The sequence below is a fragment of the Ligaoa zhengdingensis genome, from assembly GCF_014384885.1.
Taxonomy (GTDB): domain Bacteria; phylum Bacillota; class Clostridia; order Oscillospirales; family Ruminococcaceae; genus Ligaoa; species Ligaoa zhengdingensis.
On sequence record NZ_JACRST010000010.1, the window covers coordinates 75,911 to 93,089 of the forward strand.

Sequence of the window (17,179 nt, forward strand, 5' to 3'; positions counted from 1 at the left end):
TACACAGCGGCAATAATGCCGCGCCTTGCAACGACATTATACAACATTTTTCCCGCCCTGTAAAGCAAGGGACAGGGGCCGGTCGCGGGCAAAGCCCGCGGAGGGAGAGTGACCCGGGGAGAATGTGCCGCGCTGTATTTTGCAGGCGGTCTGCGTTGCACGAATGGATTGCGGACATTCGGGGTGCTGTATGAGTGAAAAACATGCAGCGCCCTTTTTGCGTCCTTAAAACAGAAGCCGGGCGGGATGGTTGGCGACATCCTGCCCGGCTTTTGCGCGCTTTTTGCGGGGCTTTTTCGCACTGCCGTCGCTGCCCGGCGGGTTCGCACCCGGCTTCACAGCTTCGGCCACCGCGCCCACAAAAAGGGCCGGGACACAATCCGTGTCCCGGCCCGCTTTTTTACTTTTAAGCGTCGCGCCCGCAACATTTTTTGTATTTGAGGCCGCTGCCGCAGGGGCAGGGGTCGTTGCGCCCCACCTTTTGCGAGGCGGTCTTGCGCACCGGCTGCTTCTGCACGCTGCCGTCGGTCTGGCCGCCCACATAGGTCGGCTTGGCCACCTGTTCGCGCTTGGGTTCCTCCTGGGTGCGGATCTGCACGGTCATCAGCATCTTCACGGTGCTCTCGCAGATCGATTCGATCATCTGGTCGAACATATCGAAGCCCTCGATGCGGTATTCCACCACCGGGTCCTTCTGCGCGTAGCTGCGCAGGTAGATGCCCTGGCGCAGGTCGTCCATCGCGTCGATGTGGTTGATCCAGTGGCGGTCCACATTCTTGAGCAGGATCACGCGCTCGAGCTCGCGCATCAGTTGGTCGCCGAACTGCGCCTCGCGCGCCGCGTAGCGCTCGCTGGCCTTCTTCTGGATGAAGTCGCGGATCTCCTCGCGGGAGATGTTCTCCAGGCCCTTGGCGTCGTATTTGAGGTCGCCCTCCTCGAGCAGCCAGCCCATGAAGTGGTAGCGCAGGCCGTCGATGTTCCATTCCTCGCGGATGTCGCTGCTGCCCAGGTAGTGGCTCATGGCCGAGTCGATCATATCCGAGATCATCTTCTGGATATATTCCTTGATGTTCTCGCCGTTGAGCACCTTGTCGCGCTGGCCGTAGATGATCTCGCGCTGCTTGTTCATCACGTCGTCGAACTGCAACACGTTTTTGCGGATGCCGAAGTTGCGGCCCTCCACCTTGGCCTGCGCGTTCTCAATCGAGTTGGTGAGCATCTTGTTTTCAATCGGCATGTCCTCTTCCACGCCCAGGGTGTCCATCATGTTTTGCAGGCGCTCGCCGCCGAACAGGCGCATCAGGTCGTCCTCCAGCGAGATGAAGAAGCGGGTGTCGCCCGGGTCGCCCTGACGGCCGGAACGGCCGCGGAGCTGGTTGTCGATGCGGCGGGACTCATGCCGCTCGGTGCCGATGATGAACAGGCCGCCCGCGTCCCTGGCCTTCTGCGCCTCGGGCGCGATCTCCGCCTTGTGCTTGGCGTTGAGCTCCTGGAACAGCCTGCGCGCCTCCAGAATCTCCTCGTTGTCGGTGTCGCCGTAGCTGGTGGCCTCGCCGATCAGCTCCTCGGGCATCCCCATGCGGCGCATCTCGGCCTTGGCCATATACTCGGCGTTGCCGCCCAGCATGATATCGGTACCGCGGCCCGCCATGTTGGTGGCGATGGTCACCGCGCCCGGCTTGCCCGCCTGCGCGACGATCTCCGCCTCCTTCTCGTGGTATTTGGCGTTGAGCACCTCGTGCTTGATGCCGCGGCGGCCCAGCATGGACGACAGCAGCTCGGATTTTTCGATGGAGATGGTGCCCACCAGCACCGGCTGGTTCTTCTCGTGGCACTCCACAATCTGGTCGATGATCGCATTGAACTTGCCCTTCTCGGTCTTGTAGACCACGTCGGGGAAGTCGTGGCGCACCACCGGCTTGTTGGTGGGTATCTCGATGACGTCCAGCTTGTAGATCTCGCGGAACTCGCCCTCCTCGGTCATGGCCGTACCGGTCATGCCGGAGAGCTTATTGTACATGCGGAAATAGTTCTGGAAGGTGATGGTCGCCAGCGTCTGCGATTCCTTCTGCACGCTGACCCCCTCTTTGGCCTCGATGGCTTGGTGCAGGCCCTCGTTGTAGCGCCGTCCGATCATCAGGCGGCCGGTGAACTCGTCCACGATGATGACCTCGCCGTCCTTTACCACGTAGTCGATATCGCGGTGCATAATGCCGTTGGCCTTGATCGCCTGGTTGATGTGGTGCAGGATGGTGCTGTTCTCGGGGTCGTTGAGGTTTTCGATGTTGAAGAACTGCTCGGCCTTTTTCACGCCGCTCGGGGTGAGCGTGGCGGTCTTGGCCTTTTCATCCACGATGAAGTCGCCGTCCACATCGCTGTGGTCCTCCTTGGCGTCCAGCTCCTTCACCTTAATCATCTTGAGGGTCTTGGCGAAGCGGTCGGCCACGCCATACAGCTCGGTGGATTTCTCGCCCGGGCCGGAGATGATGAGCGGGGTTCTCGCCTCGTCGATCAGGATGGAGTCCACCTCGTCCACGATGGCGAAGTTGTGGCCGCGCTGCACCTGGCGCTCTTTGTAAACCACCATGTTGTCGCGCAGGTAGTCGAAACCGAACTCGTTGTTGGTGCCGTAGGTGATGTCGCAGGCATAGGCCGCCTTGCGGTTATCCGGCTCGATGTCGTGGGTGATGAGGCCCACCGTGAGCCCCAAAAAGCGGTGCAGCTTGCCCATCCATTCGCTGTCGCGCTTGGCCAGGTAGTCGTTCACCGTGACGATGTGCACGCCCTTGCCGGTGAGCGCGTTCAAATAGGAGGGCAGGGTGGCCACCAGGGTTTTACCTTCACCGGTTTTCATCTCGGCGATGCGGCCCTGATGCAGCACAATGCCGCCGATGACCTGCACCGGGAAGGGGCGCATCCCCAGCACGCGGTCGGAGGCCTCGCGGCACACCGCGAACGCGTCGGGCAGGATGTCGTCCAGGGTTTTGCCGGCCGCAAGCTGCTCCTTAAATTTGGGGGTCATGGCCTTGAGCTCTTCGTCGCTCATCGCCTTGTATTTGTCCTCGAGCGCGAGAACCTGGTTCATGATCGGGGTGATGTTTTTGAGCTCCCGCTTGGAGTAGGAGCCAAAGATTTTATCGAACAAGCCCATGTTTCAGAAAGTCTCCTCTCAACGGCCGTTTGAGCCAAAAGGGCCGCGGAAAAATTTGGGTAATGCCCAAAAGTGCATACAATTATTATTGTACAAGCCCCGCGCCGGGCTGTCAAACTTTTTTATGATAAAGATGTGTTAAAAAATCCTGAACATTAAAATTATGGCGCGGCGCGCGGCGCGATATTCCAAAAAGCGCGAAAATTCCGCAGGGTTGACAGTTTTTTAACAGCGCGGGACTTGCACTTGTTCCCACGAATTAGTATAATAAAAGCGGATATGCCGTATGCTCGGCCAACCGGCATAGAGGTTACCAATATCAACCGAAAGGAGTTCCCAATATGAATTATTCTCATGAAGTGGAGAGAATGTGCCCCCTGACCAAGGGCCCCAAGCACGGCCCGGCTCCCATCCCCGAGGAGGGCAAGTGGGTTAAAGCCTACCAGATCACCGATATTTCCGGTCTGTCCCACGGCGTGGGCTGGTGCGCGCCGCAGCAGGGCGCCTGCAAGCTGACCCTGAACGTGAAAAACGGCGTCATCGAGGAGGCCCTCGTTGAGACGCTGGGCTGCTCCGGCATGACCCATTCCGCCGCCATGGCGGGCGAGATCCTGCCCGGCAAAACCCTGCTCGAGGCCCTCAACACCGACCTCGTGTGCGACGCCATCAACGTTGCCATGCGCGAAATCTTCAAACAGCTCGTTTACGGCAGAAGCCAGACCGCGTTCTCTGAGGGCGGCCTGCCCATCGGCGCCGGCCTCGAGGACCTCGGCAAGGGCCTGTGTTCGCAGGTGGGCACCGTGTTCTCCACCGGCGTGAAGGGCGTGCGCTACCTCCAGCTCGCCGAGGGCTACATCCTTTCGGTCGCTGTGGATAATAACGGCGAAGCCATCGGCTACAAGTTCGTGCGCGTCGGCAAGATGCTCGAGGATATCCGCCACGGCGTCGCGCCCGCGGAGGCCTTTGAGAAGAACATTGGTACATACGGCCGCTATGAGAACGCGCCCAAGTACATCGACCCGAGAGAAGAATAATCTTAGAAGGAGGGAACACCATGGTACAGTTTGAAAGCAAAGAGAGAAGAATGCCGAAGATCGAGGCATGTCTCAAGGAATATGGAATCGAATCCCTGGAAGCCGCGCGCGACCTGTGCCTCTCCAAAGGCATCGACGTGGAAAAAATCGTCAAGGGCGTGCAGCCCATCGCGTTTGAAAACGCCGTGTGGGCCTACACCCTGGGCACCGCCATCGCCCTGAAGACCGGCAAGGCCGTCGCGGCGGACGCCGCCGAGGCGATCGGCGTGGGCCTGCAGGCGTTCTGCATCCCCGGCTCGGTGGCCGAGCAGAGAAACGTGGGTCTGGGCCACGGCAACCTGGGCGCCATGCTGCTGCGCGACGAGACCAAGTGCTTCTGCTTCCTGGCGGGCCATGAGTCGTTCGCGGCCGCCGAGGGCGCGATCGGCATCGCCAGAACCGCCAACAAGGCGCGCAAAACCCCGCTGCGCGTCATCCTCAACGGCCTGGGCAAGGACGCCGCTTACATCATCTCCCGCATCAACGGCTTCACCTATGTCGAGACCAACTATGTGTTTGAAACCGGCGAGCTCGAAATCGTCCGCGAGGTTCCGTTCTCCGACGGCGAAAAGGCCGCGGTCAAGGTTTACGGCGCGAACGACGTGCTCGAGGGCGTGGCCATCATGAAGCATGAGAAGGTCGACGTGTCCATCACCGGCAACTCCACCAACCCCACCCGCTTCCAGCACCTGGTGGCGGGCACCTATAAAAAATGGAGCTACGAGAACGACTTCAAATATTTCTCGGTGGCTTCGGGCGGCGGCACCGGCCGCACCCTGCACCCCGACAACATGGCGGCTGGTCCGGCTTCCTATGGCCTGACCGACTCGATGGGCCGTATGCATGGCGACGCGCAGTTTGCGGGCTCCTCCTCGGTGCCGGCGCACGTCGAGATGATGGGCCTCATCGGCATGGGCAACAACCCGATGGTCGGCGCGACTGTGGCTTGCGCCGTAGCCGCCTCCGAGGCTCTGAAGTAACTTTCCCCCTTTGCGGCAGCCTGCACCCCGGGCTGCCGCATCATTTGAAAAACCCCGCTCTCCGGCGAATCGGAAGGCGGGGTTTTTAATTTTATGTTTTAGCGCGGGCCGCAGCTGCACCGGCAGGTTGGCTCACAGCGCCTTGCCCTCCTGCGGGGCGCGCTGCTTGACGGTGTCCATCACCTGCGCGAATTGCTCGAAGTTGAGCGACTGCGCGCCGTCGCACAGGGCGGCGCCCGGGTTGTTGTGCACCTCGATCATCACGCCGTCCGCGCCCAGGGCGAGCGCCGCCTTGGTGAGCGGCTCCACCATCCAGGGGATGCCAGTGGCGTGGCTGGGGTCGAACACCACGGGCAGGTGGCTCTGGTGCTTGATCATCGGGATGGCCGCGAGGTCGGGGGTGTTGCGCATCGAGGTTTCAAAGGTGCGGATGCCGCGCTCGCACAGGATCACGTTGGGGTTGCCGCCCGCCATGATGTACTCCGCGCTCATCAGCAGCTCCTCGATGGTGTTGGCCAGGCCCCGTTTTAAGAGGATCGGCTTTTTGCTGTGGCCCAGCTCCTTGAGCAGCTGGAAGTTCTGCATGTTGCGCGCGCCCACCTGGATCACGTCCACGTCCGCGAACAGGTCGATGTGGGTCTGGCTCATGATCTCGGTGACGATCGGCAGGCCGGTGGCCTTTTTCGCCTCCAGCAGCAGCTTGAGGCCGTCCGCCTCCAGCCCCTGGAAGGCGTAGGGGGAAGTGCGGGGCTTGAACGCGCCGCCGCGCAAAAACTGCGCGCCGCTCGCCTTGATCGCCTCAGCCACACAGATGATCTGCTCCTCGCTCTCCACCGAGCAGGGCCCGGCGATCACGCTGAAGGCGCCGCCGCCGATCTTGCGGCCGGCCACGTCGATGACCGTATCCTGCGGGTGGAAACGGCGGTTGGCCGCCTTATACGGCTGCGAGATGCGCTGCACGCGGTCCACAATCTCGTTGGCCGCGATGGTGTTGATGTCCACGCGCGAGGTGTCGCCCACCAGGCCCATGATGATGGTGTGCTCGCCCTCGCTGTAATGGATGGAGAAGCCGAGGCTGCGGAACGATTCCGCGAGCTGATCGACCTTTTTTTGATCGGGATGGGGTTTGAGGATGACTACCATGGATATTCAACTCCTTTGATCGGTGGCGGGGAATCCCCCGCGGGCAGTTCCGGGGGCGGTTCGCGCCCCAACCGGTGGAATACCACTATTATACCCCCGCGGGCCGCAAAAGAAAAGCAGAATATTTTAGCGCTTTAAAGTTTTTTATTGTTAAATTATCACAAGACATGTCCTTGCATTGGGGACAGGTGTTTTTTCTCAAAGCAGGCCCTGGCAGCACTTGAGCGCCAGCACCCGGAACACGGCGCGGTCGAGCACCGCCTCGTCCAGCTCACCGGATGCGAGCGCGTCCGCGATCTGTTCGTAAGACGCGGGCAGGTCGCTGACGATCAGCAGGTCGTTGCCCGCTTGAAGCGCCCGCACGGCGGCCTCCTCGCCGCCCGCCGCGGCGCGCGCGGCCTCCATGGTGAGGTCGTCGGTGAGCACTGCGCCGGTGATGCCCAGCTCTCCGCGCAGCACCTCGTGCACGGCCGGGGAGAGGGACGCGGGGGAATCCGGGTCGATGCAGGCCACCACGTTGTGGGAGACCAGCACGCAGCGCGCCCCGGCGCGGATGCCCGCCGCGAACGGCAGGAAATCCGATGAGGTGAACTGCTCGTAGGGGCGCTCGTCGAGCGCGGAGCCGGTGTGGGTGTCGGGGTTGTCGCCGTAGCCGGGGAAGTGCTTGAGCGCCGAGGACACCCCGGCCCCCTGCAAGCCCCGCACCGCGGCGGCCACGCAGTCGGCGGTGGTGGCAGCGTCCTCGCCCACCGTGCGCCCGTAGATGTAGTCGTTCGGGTCGGTCGAGACGTCCGCCACCGGCGCGAGGTCGAGGTTGACCCCCAGCGACAGCAGCAGCCCGGCCTTGGCGCGCGCGTCCTGCTCGATCAGATCCGCGCCGCCCGCGCGGTAGAGGGCGCGCATCGACCGGAAGCGCTCGGACGCGAGCGCGGGGTTGGAGCTCACCCGCACCACCTCGCCGCCCTCCTCGTCGGTGGCGAGCAGCAGCGGCAGGGAGCTCGCCGCCTGATAGGAGGCGAGGTTGGCCTTTACCTCTTCGGCGGTGAGGCCGCTGAAATCCCGCCCGAACAGCACCAGCCCGCCCGGGTGGTAGGCGGCCACCGCCCCGGCCGCGTCCAGGTCGGGGCAGCGGGCGAGCAGCACCTGGCCCGCCTTCTCCTCGTCGGTCATGGTTTGCAGCAACTCCCACGCGCGGCCGTACCCGGCGGACAGCACCCCGCCGTCCAGCCACTCGTCGGGCGGCCCGTCCGGGTCCCGCTCAGACGGGGCCGGGGCCTGGGACGAAGAAAAGCCGGGCAGGATGGCGTCCTGCTCCGGCACTGAGGAGGAAGATGACGAATTGTCCCGGACCCCACAGGCGGCCAGCGCCAGCAGCGCGCCCGCCAGGCAGAGCCCGCGCAGCCCCCGGCGGCTCACAGCTCGTCCTCCCCGCCCGCGGGGGCGGCGTCCGCGGCGTCGTAGTGGCGCGCCGCAAAGGCGGACAGGAACTCGGGGTTGTCGTCGCAGGAAAACGGGTCGAACACCGCGTCCAGCTTGTTGAGGTTCACCCGGCAGGTGAGCGGGCGCTCCACCTCGTTGCCGCTGGCCGCGAGCAGGCCCTGCTTGTCGGCGGCCGTGGGGATGGGCGCATAGACGCCGCTGACGCCGCCGAAATGGCGCTGCATCAGGTCGCCGGTCAGGGCGGATTTCACCGCGTAGAGAGGGGTCTCCTGCACGCGCAGGTAGACGTCCGCCGCGTGGGGCAGGCGGCACCCGAAGTTGAGGTTGCACACCGGCGCGAGCATCAGCTTGGCGCCCAGCCCGCGCGCGATGCGGTAGATTTCAAAGTAGCAGTTATCCTGCCCGATGGCCACGCACAGGTTGCCGATGCGCGTCTGCATCAGCGTGAGCGCCTCGCCCGCATCCACGCCGAACTCCAACTCGTCGCGGGTGGGGTTGAGCTTGTCCTGGTAGGCCACGATGTCGCCGTCCGGGTCGAACAGATAGGCGCGGTTGTAGAGGCAATCCCCCTCGAACAGGTAGAGGCTGCCCGCCAGCACATACACGCCGTATTGGCAGGCCAGCTCGGAAAAGCTGGTGAAGTAGGTCTCCTGGAGGTAGTCGTAGTGGTCGTAGAGCGCGTCGTTCACCAGCTGGCCGCGCTCCTTGGCGGGGCAGGCGCGGTAGTCCGCCAGCAGGCGCGCATAGTGGGGGGACAAGGTGATGGGCGCGAGGCCGATCAGCTCGGGAAAGCAGACGAGCTGCGCGCCGCCGCCCACAGCCGCGGCCATCTTTTCGTTGAGATGCTCCACAAAGTCGTCGAGCTTGCGGTAGGGGCGCAGCTTGATGGGGGCCGCGGCCACCCGCACCGCCGCCGGGTCGAGAAACGATAGATTGTCCGAGCGGTCGATCGCCAGCCGGTCGATCGCCTTGATGATCTTTTTCTCGCTGCCCTTGAGTGCAAACGGGTTGGAAAAAGAAAGTTTCATAGGGCGCCTCCTCAGAGCAGGTCGCGGTGGGCCGCGAACAGTTTCCGGTTGAATTGCGAGCTGAAATAGTCGCTGTGTATCTCCATCAGGCGGCTGACGTTGAAGATGGTGGAGGCCGTCTGACCCGGTTTGCTCAGGTATCCGGTGTTGTCTATGCTGGTGAGATAGGGCGCGCAGATGGCCGCGCCGTTGTTGTTTGCCGCGATGGCGAGGAAATTGTTGGTCTGGGCCGCGCCCCAGGCGCCGGTCCAGATGCGCGCTTCGTTGTAGCGTTCGGCCGGGAACCACTGGGCGCAGACGACCACCTCCGCCCCCGCCAGGCGCGCGTAGCGCTGCACCTCAGGGCTGTAGATATCCGCATCCACGCACAGGAACACCTTGCCGTATGGGGTGGGGAACACCGCCAGATTGGAAGACTTTTTGTACAGCTCGCGGTTGTTCTGCTCGTAGAACAGCGCCCGCTGCGCGCCCGCCAGCTTGCCGTTCGGCCCGAACATGCACACGCACAGAAAATCCGCGATGTTCATCAGCCCGGTGACCACATAGGCCCCCTGCTCGCGCGCATAGCGCTTGCACTTCTGAAAATAGTCTCCGCCCTCCTGCATGGGCACGGCGGGCTGGTCGCTTTTAAACACGATAAAGTTGCTCTGTATGGGCGGCTGCTCCCAGGCGTCCACCACGCTAATCATCAAATCCTGCATCGATTCTAACCTCCTGTGGGCCGCGCGCGGCCGGGACAAAACTCCAATAAAATCATTATATCGTGTTTTCCCCGCCAATTCAACAAAAACCCGCGGCGGTTGCGGCAAACCGCGCTTGCATTTTGCCCGGCCCTGCGCTACAATAGGCGAGGCGCATCCCTGCGCCCGTTCCCGGCGGCCGGCGCGCCGCCGAAGTCAGTCGCAAGCTCCTGACTTTAAACCACACTACGAAAGGACAGTTGAATCATGAAAAAGCTCAATGCCAGACATCTGGCGGTGAGCGCGATGCTCGCGGCTGTGTACACGGTACTCAGCCTGGCTGTCGCGCCCATCGGCTTCGGCGCGGTGCAGTTCCGCATCTCCGAAGCGCTCACCCTGCTGCCGGTCTTCTCCCCCTGGGCGATCCCCGGCGTCACCCTGGGCTGCCTGCTCACCAACCTCATCGGCGTGAGTTTGGGGCTCACCTTCCCGCCCGACGTGCTGTTCGGCACGCTGGCCACCCTGATTGCCGCGGCGCTCACCTGGCTGCTGCGCGGGGTGCGGCTGCGCGGCCTGCCGGTGCTGGCGGCCCTGCCGCCGGTGGTGTGCAACGCCCTCATCATCGGCTGGGAGATCACCGTGTTCTTCACCCCCGATTCCCCCGCGAGCTTCGCGGTGTTCACCACCAACGCCCTGCTGGTGGGCGCGGGCGAGGCGCTGGCCTGCTTCGGCCTGGGCCTGCTGCTGGTGGCGCTGTTGCAGCGCAGCAAGCTGGACGTCCGGCTGTTTCCATAACCGCTTTCCAACAAAAAAGCGCGGTGGCTGCGGCCACCGCGCAAAATTCGACAAATCTCTTGCTTTTTTGGCAAAGATGCCCTATAATAAACTCGAGGCGCAAAAAGCGCAAGGCAGGCCCGGAAGTGACAGCTTCCGCGCCCTGCATATGAGGTAGGGGCTCATACACCGCGGCTAAGTGCCGCACCTTGCAACGACATTATACAACATTTTTCTCGCCCTGTAAAGCAAGGGGCTGCCCGCGGGTTTGCCCGCGATGGGAGGTAGGCCGGGGAGAATGTGCCGCGCTGTATTTTGCAGGCGGCCTGCGTTGCACGAGTGGATTCCGAACATTCGGGGTGCTGTATGAGTAAAAAACATGCAGCGCCCTTTTTGCGTCCTCAAAACAGAAGCCGGGCGGGATGGTTGCCGACATCCTGCCCGGCTTTTGCTGTCTTTAGCGGAGCCGGGGCCGAAAAGCCGACGGCCCGCCTCCGCTTTGGCGTTTTTTATGGGCGCGGGGCGCGCCGGGGGCTTTTCTGTTCAGGGGACCTGGTAGACTTGTACCCTGGACAGTATTTTTTTGTCCACCAGCGCGTCGATCTCGGTGCCCTCGCCGGTGTACTGCTCCGAAAAAATCCGGCCGCCCGCGCGGATTTCGGCGAGCAGCCCGCCCTGGTCGTAGGGGATCGCCAGCCTCATGCGCACCTGGGTGGCCTCCAGCCGCTCGGCCACCTTTTGCAGCAGGGCGTCCAGGCCGAAGCCGGTTTTGGCGCTCACCAGCACGTTGCCGCCCAGCGCGGCAATCGGTTCAAACCCGGCCAGCCGGTCGCATTTGTTCAGCACCGTCACCACCGGGGTGGCTTCGGCCCCCAGCTCGGCCATCAGCCGCTCGGTGACATCGATCTGCTCGCGCACCTCGTCGCTGGATACGTCGCAGACGTTGAGCAGCAGGTCGGCCTCGGCGGCCTCCTCCAGGGTCGAGTGAAACGCCTCCACCAGATGATGGGGCAGGCGGCGCACCAGGCCCACGGTGTCCACCAGCATCACCGTGCGGCCGTCGGGCAGGGTGAGGGCGCGCGCGGTGGGGTCCAGGGTGGCGAACAATTTGTCTTCGGCCAGCACCCCCGCGTCGGTCAGGGCGTTGAGCAGGGTGGATTTGCCCACGTTGGTGTACCCCACAATGGCCACGGTGGGCACGCCGTCCTTGCGCCTGCGCGCCCGCTGGCGCACGCGGCGGCGCTCCAGCTCGGCGAGCTGCTCCTCCAGCGCCTGGATGCGGCGGCGGATGTGCCGCCGGTCGCTTTCCAGCTTGCTTTCGCCCGGGCCGCGGGTGCCGATGCCGCCGCCCAGCCGGGAGAGCGCGTGCCCCTGCCCGCCCAGGCGGGGCAGGCGGTAGCGCAGCTGCGCCAGCTCGACCTGTACGCGGCCCTCGCTGGTGCGGGCGCGCTGGGCGAAGATGTCGAGGATGAGCATGGTGCGGTCGATCACATCCACGCCGGTCGCGTCGGAGATGTTGCGGATTTGGCTGGCGGTCAGCTCGTGGTCGAAGATGAGCAGGTCCACCTCGTTTTTTTCGGCGAACTGCCGGATCTCGTCCAGTCTGCCCGACCCGATGAGGGTGGCGGTGTCGTATTCCGGCCTGCGCTGGCAGACCTTGGCCACCACCTCGGCACCGGCGGTGCCGGCCAGCTCCTCCAGCTCGGCTAAGGAGGTCTCGGCGTCGAATTCCCCGGCGTCCACGCTCACAAGCAGCGCGCGCTGGGGGTCCTGTTTGTTTTCGTACAATCTATCACCACATTCTTTTGGTTTGGTTCTTCTTAGTATACCGCGCGGCGGGCCGGTTCACAACCGGATTTTGCAGAATTTTGGCGGGGATTCGGTTGACTTGAAATGCCGCATTCACTATAATGAAAGTAATACTGCGCATTGTCAAATTTTTATCGAACTCGGGTTGGAATCATATTGAAAGGGGACGGCTTTGTCATGAAAAAGCTGATCGTGGAGGTCTGCGTGTGCACCGAATGCGTGATGAAAGGCGCGATGGATATCATCGATTCGATCGAGAGCCTGAAGAAGCTCAAGGTGCAGCTGCGTTTTGACACGCAAATTGAAGTGAAAATGTGCAAATGCCTGGGCGACGCCAAGCACGGCGACCTGTCGCCAATGGTGCGCATCAACAACGAGGTGCTGGAGCGCGCCAACAGCGAAACGGTGATGGCCAGGGTTATCGGCCTGGTCTCGCGCGAGCAGCGCCAGATGGTATAAATTATCAGCCACAGCGGCGAAAGGACGAGCATCAACATGAGGGGAATTTACACACCGGTCACCAAAATCCGCAGGCAGGTCTTTGCCGAGGTCGCTCGGCTGGCCTACGAGGGCGGAGATTACTCCCGCATTGTGGAGATACCTTATAAAATCATCCCGGGCGAGGTGCCCACCTACCGCGGCAGCGTGTTTGAAGAGCGCGCCATCGTGGGCGAGCGCCTGCGCCTCGCCATCGGCCTGGAGCTCTACCCGGCGGACAACCCCGCGCCCATCTCGCGCGGGGTGAGCGAGAGCGCCATCGCCAAAAAGGTGTATGAGCCGCCGCTGGTCAACGTCATCCCGTTTGCGTGCAACAAGTGCGAGCCCAATTCCTACAAGGTCACCGACAACTGCCGCGGGTGCCTGGCGCATCCGTGCGTCTCGGCCTGCCCGGTGAAGGCGATCTCGATGGTGGACGGGCGTTCGCACATCGATAAGAGCAAGTGCGTGCGCTGCGGCCGCTGCAAGGAGGTCTGCCCTTACGAGGCGATTGTGCACTACGACCGCCCCTGTGCGGCCGCCTGCGGCGTGGACGCGATCGAATCGGACGAGCTGGGCCGCGCCAAAATCAACTACGACAAGTGCGTGTCCTGCGGCATGTGCCTGGTGAACTGCCCGTTCGGCGCCATTGCGGATAAGAGCCAGATCTTCCAGCTGGTGCACGCGATCAAGGAGGGCGACGAGGTGATCGCCTGCGTGGCGCCCGCGTTTGTGGGCCAGTTCGGCCCGCTGGCCACCCCGGACCAGGTGCGGGAGGCGCTGCGCGAGCTGGGCTTTGCGGGCGTGGTCGAGGTGGCGCTGGGCGCGGACATCGGCGCAGTGGAGGAAGCGAAGCACTACGTCGAAAAGGTTGTGAGCGGCGAGGAGCCGTTTTTGGCCACCTCCTGCTGCCCGGCGTGGAGCGTGATGGCGAAAACCAAGTTCCCCACCATCGCGCCTTATGTCTCGGACGCGCTCACCCCGATGGTGGCGACCGCGCGCATGGTGAAGGAGCGGCACCCCAACGCCAAGATCGTATTCATCGGCCCGTGCGCGGCCAAGAAGCTGGAGGCTTCCCGCCGCACGGTGCGCAGCGACGTGGATTTCGTCATCACCTTTGAAGAGCTGATGGGCATGTTCGTTGCCAAGGGCATCGAGTTCGGCGACCTGGAAAGCCGCGGCGGCGTGCACGACGCCACAGCGGCCGGACGCGGCTACAGCGTGGCGGGCGGCGTGGCCGACGCGATTTCGGCCTGCGTCAAAGAGATGTACCCGGATGTGGAGATGAAGATCGACCGCGCCGAGGGCCTCAAGAACTGCGCCAAGATGCTGACGCTGGCCAAGGCGGGCAAGCGCAACGGCTACCTGATGGAGGGCATGGCCTGCCCGGGCGGCTGCATCGGCGGCGCGGGCACCATGATGCCGCTGCCCAAGGCGGCGGCCGCGGTGAAAAAGTTCCAGGACGCTTCCACCCGCAAAATCGCCACGGAAAACCCGCTGGTACAGGAATTTGAACAGAAAAACGGCGACAAATAACCATAACCCAAGCAAACGGCCCCGCGGCGAGATACGCCGCGGGGCTTTTTTTGCAGAAAATGTCAACGGCAAAAAAACAAAACGGCAAAAAATCCGGCATAAAGTTTCCCGGCCTGTAAATAATAGAAATAACGTCATCAATCCCCAACTTTGATGTGCGAACATGTAACGGCGGCGGGCCTGTCATTACATAGCAAATACCCGGGCAATGACAGGCGCCCCGCCCTCCCCATAAATCTTTTACAGGAGGAAACCCTATGAAAGCCACCGGAATTGTGAGAAGAATCGACGACCTGGGCCGTGTCGTAATTCCCAAAGAAATCAGGCGCACCATGCGGATTCGCGAAGGCGACCCGCTTGAAATTTATACAGACAACGACGGTGAAGTCATTTTTAAAAAGTATTCCCCCATCGGCGAGCTGTCATCCTTCGCGGGGCAGTATGCGGATGTGCTGCACAAGGCCGGCGGGTTCCCGGCCGTGATCTGCGACCGCGACCACGTGATCTCGGTCTCGGGCATCCCCAAAAAGGAGCTGCTCGAGCGGCGCGTTTCTCCCGCGCTGGAGGAGATCATGGAGCAGCGCCGCAACTTCGCGATGGTGTCGCGCGACCAGGGTAAGCTCCAGCCCGTGGAGGGCGTGGACCGCTATGCGCTGGTGGCGGCCCCCATCATCGCCGCGGGCGATGTGTGCGGCTCGGTGCTGTTTTTGGCGGGCGACACCGGCTCGCTGGCCGAGGACAGCGAGATCAAACTGATTGCGGCCGCGGCCATGTTCCTGGGCCGCCAGATGGAAGAATAAGCCAAACTGAAAAACGGGCGCGCTGCAAACCATGCGGCGCGCCCGTTGCTATTTATCTGTCAGGCCCCTTCGCGCAAGAACTGCTTTTTGAGGGTGGCCAGGGCTTTTTTTTCGATGCGCGATACATACGACCGCGAGATGCCCAGTTTTTTTGCCACCTCGCGCTGGGTGAGCGGCAGGTGGCCGCAAAGCCCATAGCGCAGCAGCACGATGGTGCGTTCGCGCTCATCCAGCAGCGCGTCGATATAGCTGTGCAGCTTTTCGCTGCGGATTTTGAGGTCGAGGTTTTCGAGGATATTGTCCTCGTCCGCGACAATATCCATCAGGGTGAGCGAGTTTCCCTCCTTATCGGTGTCGATGGGGTCGGATATGTACACATCCTGCGCGCTCTTGCGCTTGGAGCGGAAAAACATCAACACTTCGTTTTCGATGCAGCGCGAGGCGTAGGTGGCGAAGCGGGCCCCCTTCTCATAATCGAAGGTGGAGGCCGCTTTAATCAGCCCGATGGTGCCGATCGAGATCAGGTCGTCCTGGTCTTTAAAGCTGGAGTAATACTTCTTGATGATATGCGCCACCAGGCGCAGGTTGTGTTCGATCAGCTTGTTTTTGGCCTCCTGATCCCCGTTGCGGATGCGCTCGAGACAGTCGCGCTCCTCCGCCGCAGAGAGCGGGCGCGGAAACGCGCCGCTGTTGGTGACGTGCAGCGCAAAGTAAAGCGCGCCGCCCAACGCCAGGGTTATCAACGCGGAAAACATCGTCATCACCTCTCTGCCATCTTATGTGGCGCGCGGGGCGATTGTGCATGGCCATCCGGCTGCAACAGGAAATAAAAGTGTGATTTATATTCCAAACCTTGTAAAATCCACCCAAATTTGATAGAATATCTTTGTTTGGATTGTCTTAATCTGGGATGTAAAAAGGGAGGATGTACCACATGCAACAGCAAAAAAAGCAGACCAGCTTTCTTGGACGGTTCTTTCAGCGGTATTTCATCGACGCGATGAGCGCCATGGCCTTGGGCCTGTTCTCATCCCTCATCATCGGGCTGATTCTGTCGCAGCTCGGCAAGCTGCCCTATCTGGGGTTCCTTGCGCCGTTCGCCGAAGTGGTGGGCGCGAGCTCTCCGGTGGTGGGCTCGGCCATCGGTGCGGCCATCGCCTGGGGGCTGGGGGCCAAGCCGCTGGTGATTTTTTCGTGTGTGGTGACAGGCGCGTTCGGCTATTCGGTGGGCGGCCCGGTAGGCGCTTACATCTCCGCCGTGATCGGCGCTGAAATCGGCGGGCTGGTGAGCGGCAAGACCAAGGTGGATATCGTGGTATCCCCGCTGGTGACGATTGTTGCGGGCGGCTTTGCGGGCCAGCTTGCGGGGCCGTTTGTGCAGTCGCTGATGCAGGGGCTGGGCAACGTAATCAACCACGCCACCGAGATGACGCCGTTCCCGATGGGGATTTTGGTTTCGGTGATTGTGGGCATGGCGCTGACCGCGCCGATCAGCTCGGCGGCGCTGTGCATCATGCTGGATTTAAGCGGCCTGGCGGCGGGCGCGGCCACAGTGGGCTGCTGCGCCCAGATGGTGGGCTTTGCGGTGGCCAGCTTCCGCGACAACCGCTGGGGCGGCCTGATTTCGCAGGGGGTGGGTACCTCGATGCTCCAGTTCGGCAACATCCTGCGCCGCCCGCAAATCTGGATTGCGCCCACCCTGGCGAGCGCAGTGCTGGGCCCGGTTTCTACGTGTATTTTTAAAATGACCAACACCGCCACCGGAGCGGGCATGGGCACCAGCGGCCTGGTGGGCCAGTTCGGCACCTTTGCCGCGATGAGCGGCGAGCTGCCCCCGGCGCTGCTGATGGGCGAGATTCTGCTGCTGCATTTCATCCTGCCCGCGCTGCTCACCCTGGGATTCGACTGGGTGCTGCGGCGCATCGGCTGGGTGCGTGCGGGCGATATGAAGCTGCAATCGCTCTCGTAACGCCAGGGATGCCCCCGGGGCGATGCCGAGGCAGGCGCACGGCAGTGCGCAATACACTGTGGCCGAAGCCGCCGGGTCGGCAACGCCGACAGGAAAGCCGGGGACGGCACTTGCTAAGGCATGGAGCGCTATGCCCGTAGCCACAAAGCACAAGCAATCCCAGCCGGGCCGCGACACAACAAAAAACAGGCGGCCGGTGATGTACCGGCGGCCCTTTTGCCTGTAGGGCTATTCTTCTGTTTCTTGCTGTGCAGTTTCTTCGGCGATCTCTTCGGCCGCCTCAAAAGTATAGTACTTTTTCAGCCTTCTCTGGCGGCGG

Annotated in this window: 14 protein-coding genes; 7 read left to right on the forward strand and 7 right to left on the reverse strand. The window is 62.6% G+C overall.

What is annotated here, in order from left to right:
* Positions 1–406 precede the first annotated feature (406 nt).
* The gene (gene secA / locus H8711_RS07995; protein WP_249282947.1) at positions 407–3,151 is read right to left on the reverse strand and encodes a preprotein translocase subunit SecA; all 2,745 of its coding nucleotides are present in this window, start codon (positions 3,149–3,151) and stop codon (positions 407–409) included.
* A 341-nt stretch (positions 3,152–3,492) separates the two neighbouring features.
* Between secA and H8711_RS08000 the strand changes: the two genes are divergently transcribed.
* Both H8711_RS08000 and H8711_RS08005 read left to right on the forward strand, forming a co-directional pair.
* A complete protein-coding gene (locus H8711_RS08000; RefSeq protein ID WP_249282948.1) occupies positions 3,493–4,185 on the forward strand; it encodes an iron-sulfur cluster assembly scaffold protein in 693 nt (230 codons plus the stop codon).
* Positions 4,186–4,205: 20 nt separating this feature from the next.
* A complete protein-coding gene (locus H8711_RS08005; protein ID WP_249282949.1) occupies positions 4,206–5,204 on the forward strand; it encodes a GGGtGRT protein in 999 nt (332 codons plus the stop codon).
* 132 nt (positions 5,205–5,336) lie between these two features.
* Here the strand turns inward: H8711_RS08005 and aroF are convergent, their stop codons facing one another.
* From aroF to H8711_RS08025, 4 genes are all read right to left on the reverse strand, one after another.
* Complete coding sequence (gene aroF, locus H8711_RS08010) at positions 5,337–6,347, reverse strand: 3-deoxy-7-phosphoheptulonate synthase (protein WP_249282950.1); 1,011 nt, start codon at positions 6,345–6,347, stop codon at positions 5,337–5,339.
* 198 nt (positions 6,348–6,545) lie between these two features.
* Positions 6,546–7,763, reverse strand: coding sequence for a glycoside hydrolase family 3 N-terminal domain-containing protein (locus H8711_RS08015; RefSeq protein WP_249282951.1), 1,218 nt, complete (start codon positions 7,761–7,763; stop codon positions 6,546–6,548).
* A complete protein-coding gene (locus H8711_RS08020) occupies positions 7,760–8,815 on the reverse strand; it encodes a nitrilase-related carbon-nitrogen hydrolase (RefSeq protein ID WP_249282952.1) in 1,056 nt (351 codons plus the stop codon). The genes H8711_RS08015 and H8711_RS08020 overlap by 4 nt, the downstream gene beginning before the upstream one ends.
* 11 nt (positions 8,816–8,826) lie before the next feature.
* Positions 8,827–9,516, reverse strand: coding sequence for a nitrilase-related carbon-nitrogen hydrolase (locus H8711_RS08025; protein ID WP_249282953.1), 690 nt, complete (start codon positions 9,514–9,516; stop codon positions 8,827–8,829).
* A gap of 246 nt (positions 9,517–9,762) precedes the next feature.
* Here H8711_RS08025 and H8711_RS08030 point away from each other — a divergent pair, with 246 nt between their 5' ends.
* On the forward strand, positions 9,763–10,290 hold the full coding sequence (locus H8711_RS08030) for a QueT transporter family protein (RefSeq protein WP_249282954.1): 528 nt from the start codon (positions 9,763–9,765) through the stop codon (positions 10,288–10,290).
* A gap of 522 nt (positions 10,291–10,812) precedes the next feature.
* Here the strand turns inward: H8711_RS08030 and hflX are convergent.
* Entirely contained in the window at positions 10,813–12,057 is a 1,245-nt protein-coding gene (gene hflX / locus H8711_RS08035; RefSeq protein ID WP_249282955.1) for a GTPase HflX, read from the reverse strand.
* 198 nt (positions 12,058–12,255) lie between these two features.
* Between hflX and H8711_RS08040 the strand changes: the two genes are divergently transcribed.
* From H8711_RS08040 to H8711_RS08050, 3 genes are all read left to right on the forward strand, one after another.
* Complete coding sequence (locus H8711_RS08040) at positions 12,256–12,537, forward strand: NAD(P)H-dependent oxidoreductase subunit E (RefSeq protein ID WP_249282956.1); 282 nt, start codon at positions 12,256–12,258, stop codon at positions 12,535–12,537.
* A 36-nt stretch (positions 12,538–12,573) separates the two neighbouring features.
* Complete coding sequence (locus H8711_RS08045; RefSeq protein ID WP_249282957.1) at positions 12,574–14,091, forward strand: 4Fe-4S dicluster domain-containing protein; 1,518 nt, start codon at positions 12,574–12,576, stop codon at positions 14,089–14,091.
* A gap of 257 nt (positions 14,092–14,348) precedes the next feature.
* Positions 14,349–14,891, forward strand: a complete 543-nt coding sequence (locus tag H8711_RS08050) for a stage V sporulation T C-terminal domain-containing protein (RefSeq protein ID WP_249282958.1) — start codon at positions 14,349–14,351, stop codon at positions 14,889–14,891.
* A gap of 59 nt (positions 14,892–14,950) precedes the next feature.
* Here H8711_RS08050 and sigK read toward each other — a convergent pair whose 3' ends face one another.
* Positions 14,951–15,646 (reverse strand): RNA polymerase sporulation sigma factor SigK, encoded by a 696-nt coding sequence (sigK, locus tag H8711_RS08055; protein WP_249282963.1) that lies wholly within the window; start codon positions 15,644–15,646, stop codon positions 14,951–14,953.
* A gap of 179 nt (positions 15,647–15,825) precedes the next feature.
* On the opposite strand from sigK, the gene H8711_RS08060 reads away from it, so the two are divergent.
* A complete protein-coding gene (locus H8711_RS08060; RefSeq protein ID WP_249282959.1) occupies positions 15,826–16,860 on the forward strand; it encodes a PTS sugar transporter subunit IIC in 1,035 nt (344 codons plus the stop codon).
* Positions 16,861–17,179 lie beyond the last annotated feature (319 nt).

Coding starts and splice junctions, on each gene's coding strand:
- aroF (WP_249282950.1), bottom strand. CDS start 6,347: ATGGTAGTCATCCTCAAACCCCATCCCGATCAAAAAAAGGTCGATCAG.
- H8711_RS08040 (WP_249282956.1), top strand. CDS start 12,256: ATGAAAAAGCTGATCGTGGAGGTCTGCGTGTGCACCGAATGCGTGATG.
- H8711_RS08045 (WP_249282957.1), top strand. CDS start 12,574: ATGAGGGGAATTTACACACCGGTCACCAAAATCCGCAGGCAGGTCTTT.
- H8711_RS08050 (WP_249282958.1), top strand. CDS start 14,349: ATGAAAGCCACCGGAATTGTGAGAAGAATCGACGACCTGGGCCGTGTC.
- H8711_RS08030 (WP_249282954.1), top strand. CDS start 9,763: ATGAAAAAGCTCAATGCCAGACATCTGGCGGTGAGCGCGATGCTCGCG.
- H8711_RS08020 (WP_249282952.1), bottom strand. CDS start 8,815: ATGAAACTTTCTTTTTCCAACCCGTTTGCACTCAAGGGCAGCGAGAAA.
- secA (WP_249282947.1), bottom strand. CDS start 3,151: ATGGGCTTGTTCGATAAAATCTTTGGCTCCTACTCCAAGCGGGAGCTC.
- H8711_RS08005 (WP_249282949.1), top strand. CDS start 4,206: ATGGTACAGTTTGAAAGCAAAGAGAGAAGAATGCCGAAGATCGAGGCA.
- H8711_RS08000 (WP_249282948.1), top strand. CDS start 3,493: ATGAATTATTCTCATGAAGTGGAGAGAATGTGCCCCCTGACCAAGGGC.
- H8711_RS08025 (WP_249282953.1), bottom strand. CDS start 9,516: ATGCAGGATTTGATGATTAGCGTGGTGGACGCCTGGGAGCAGCCGCCC.
- sigK (WP_249282963.1), bottom strand. CDS start 15,646: ATGTTTTCCGCGTTGATAACCCTGGCGTTGGGCGGCGCGCTTTACTTT.
- H8711_RS08060 (WP_249282959.1), top strand. CDS start 15,826: ATGCAACAGCAAAAAAAGCAGACCAGCTTTCTTGGACGGTTCTTTCAG.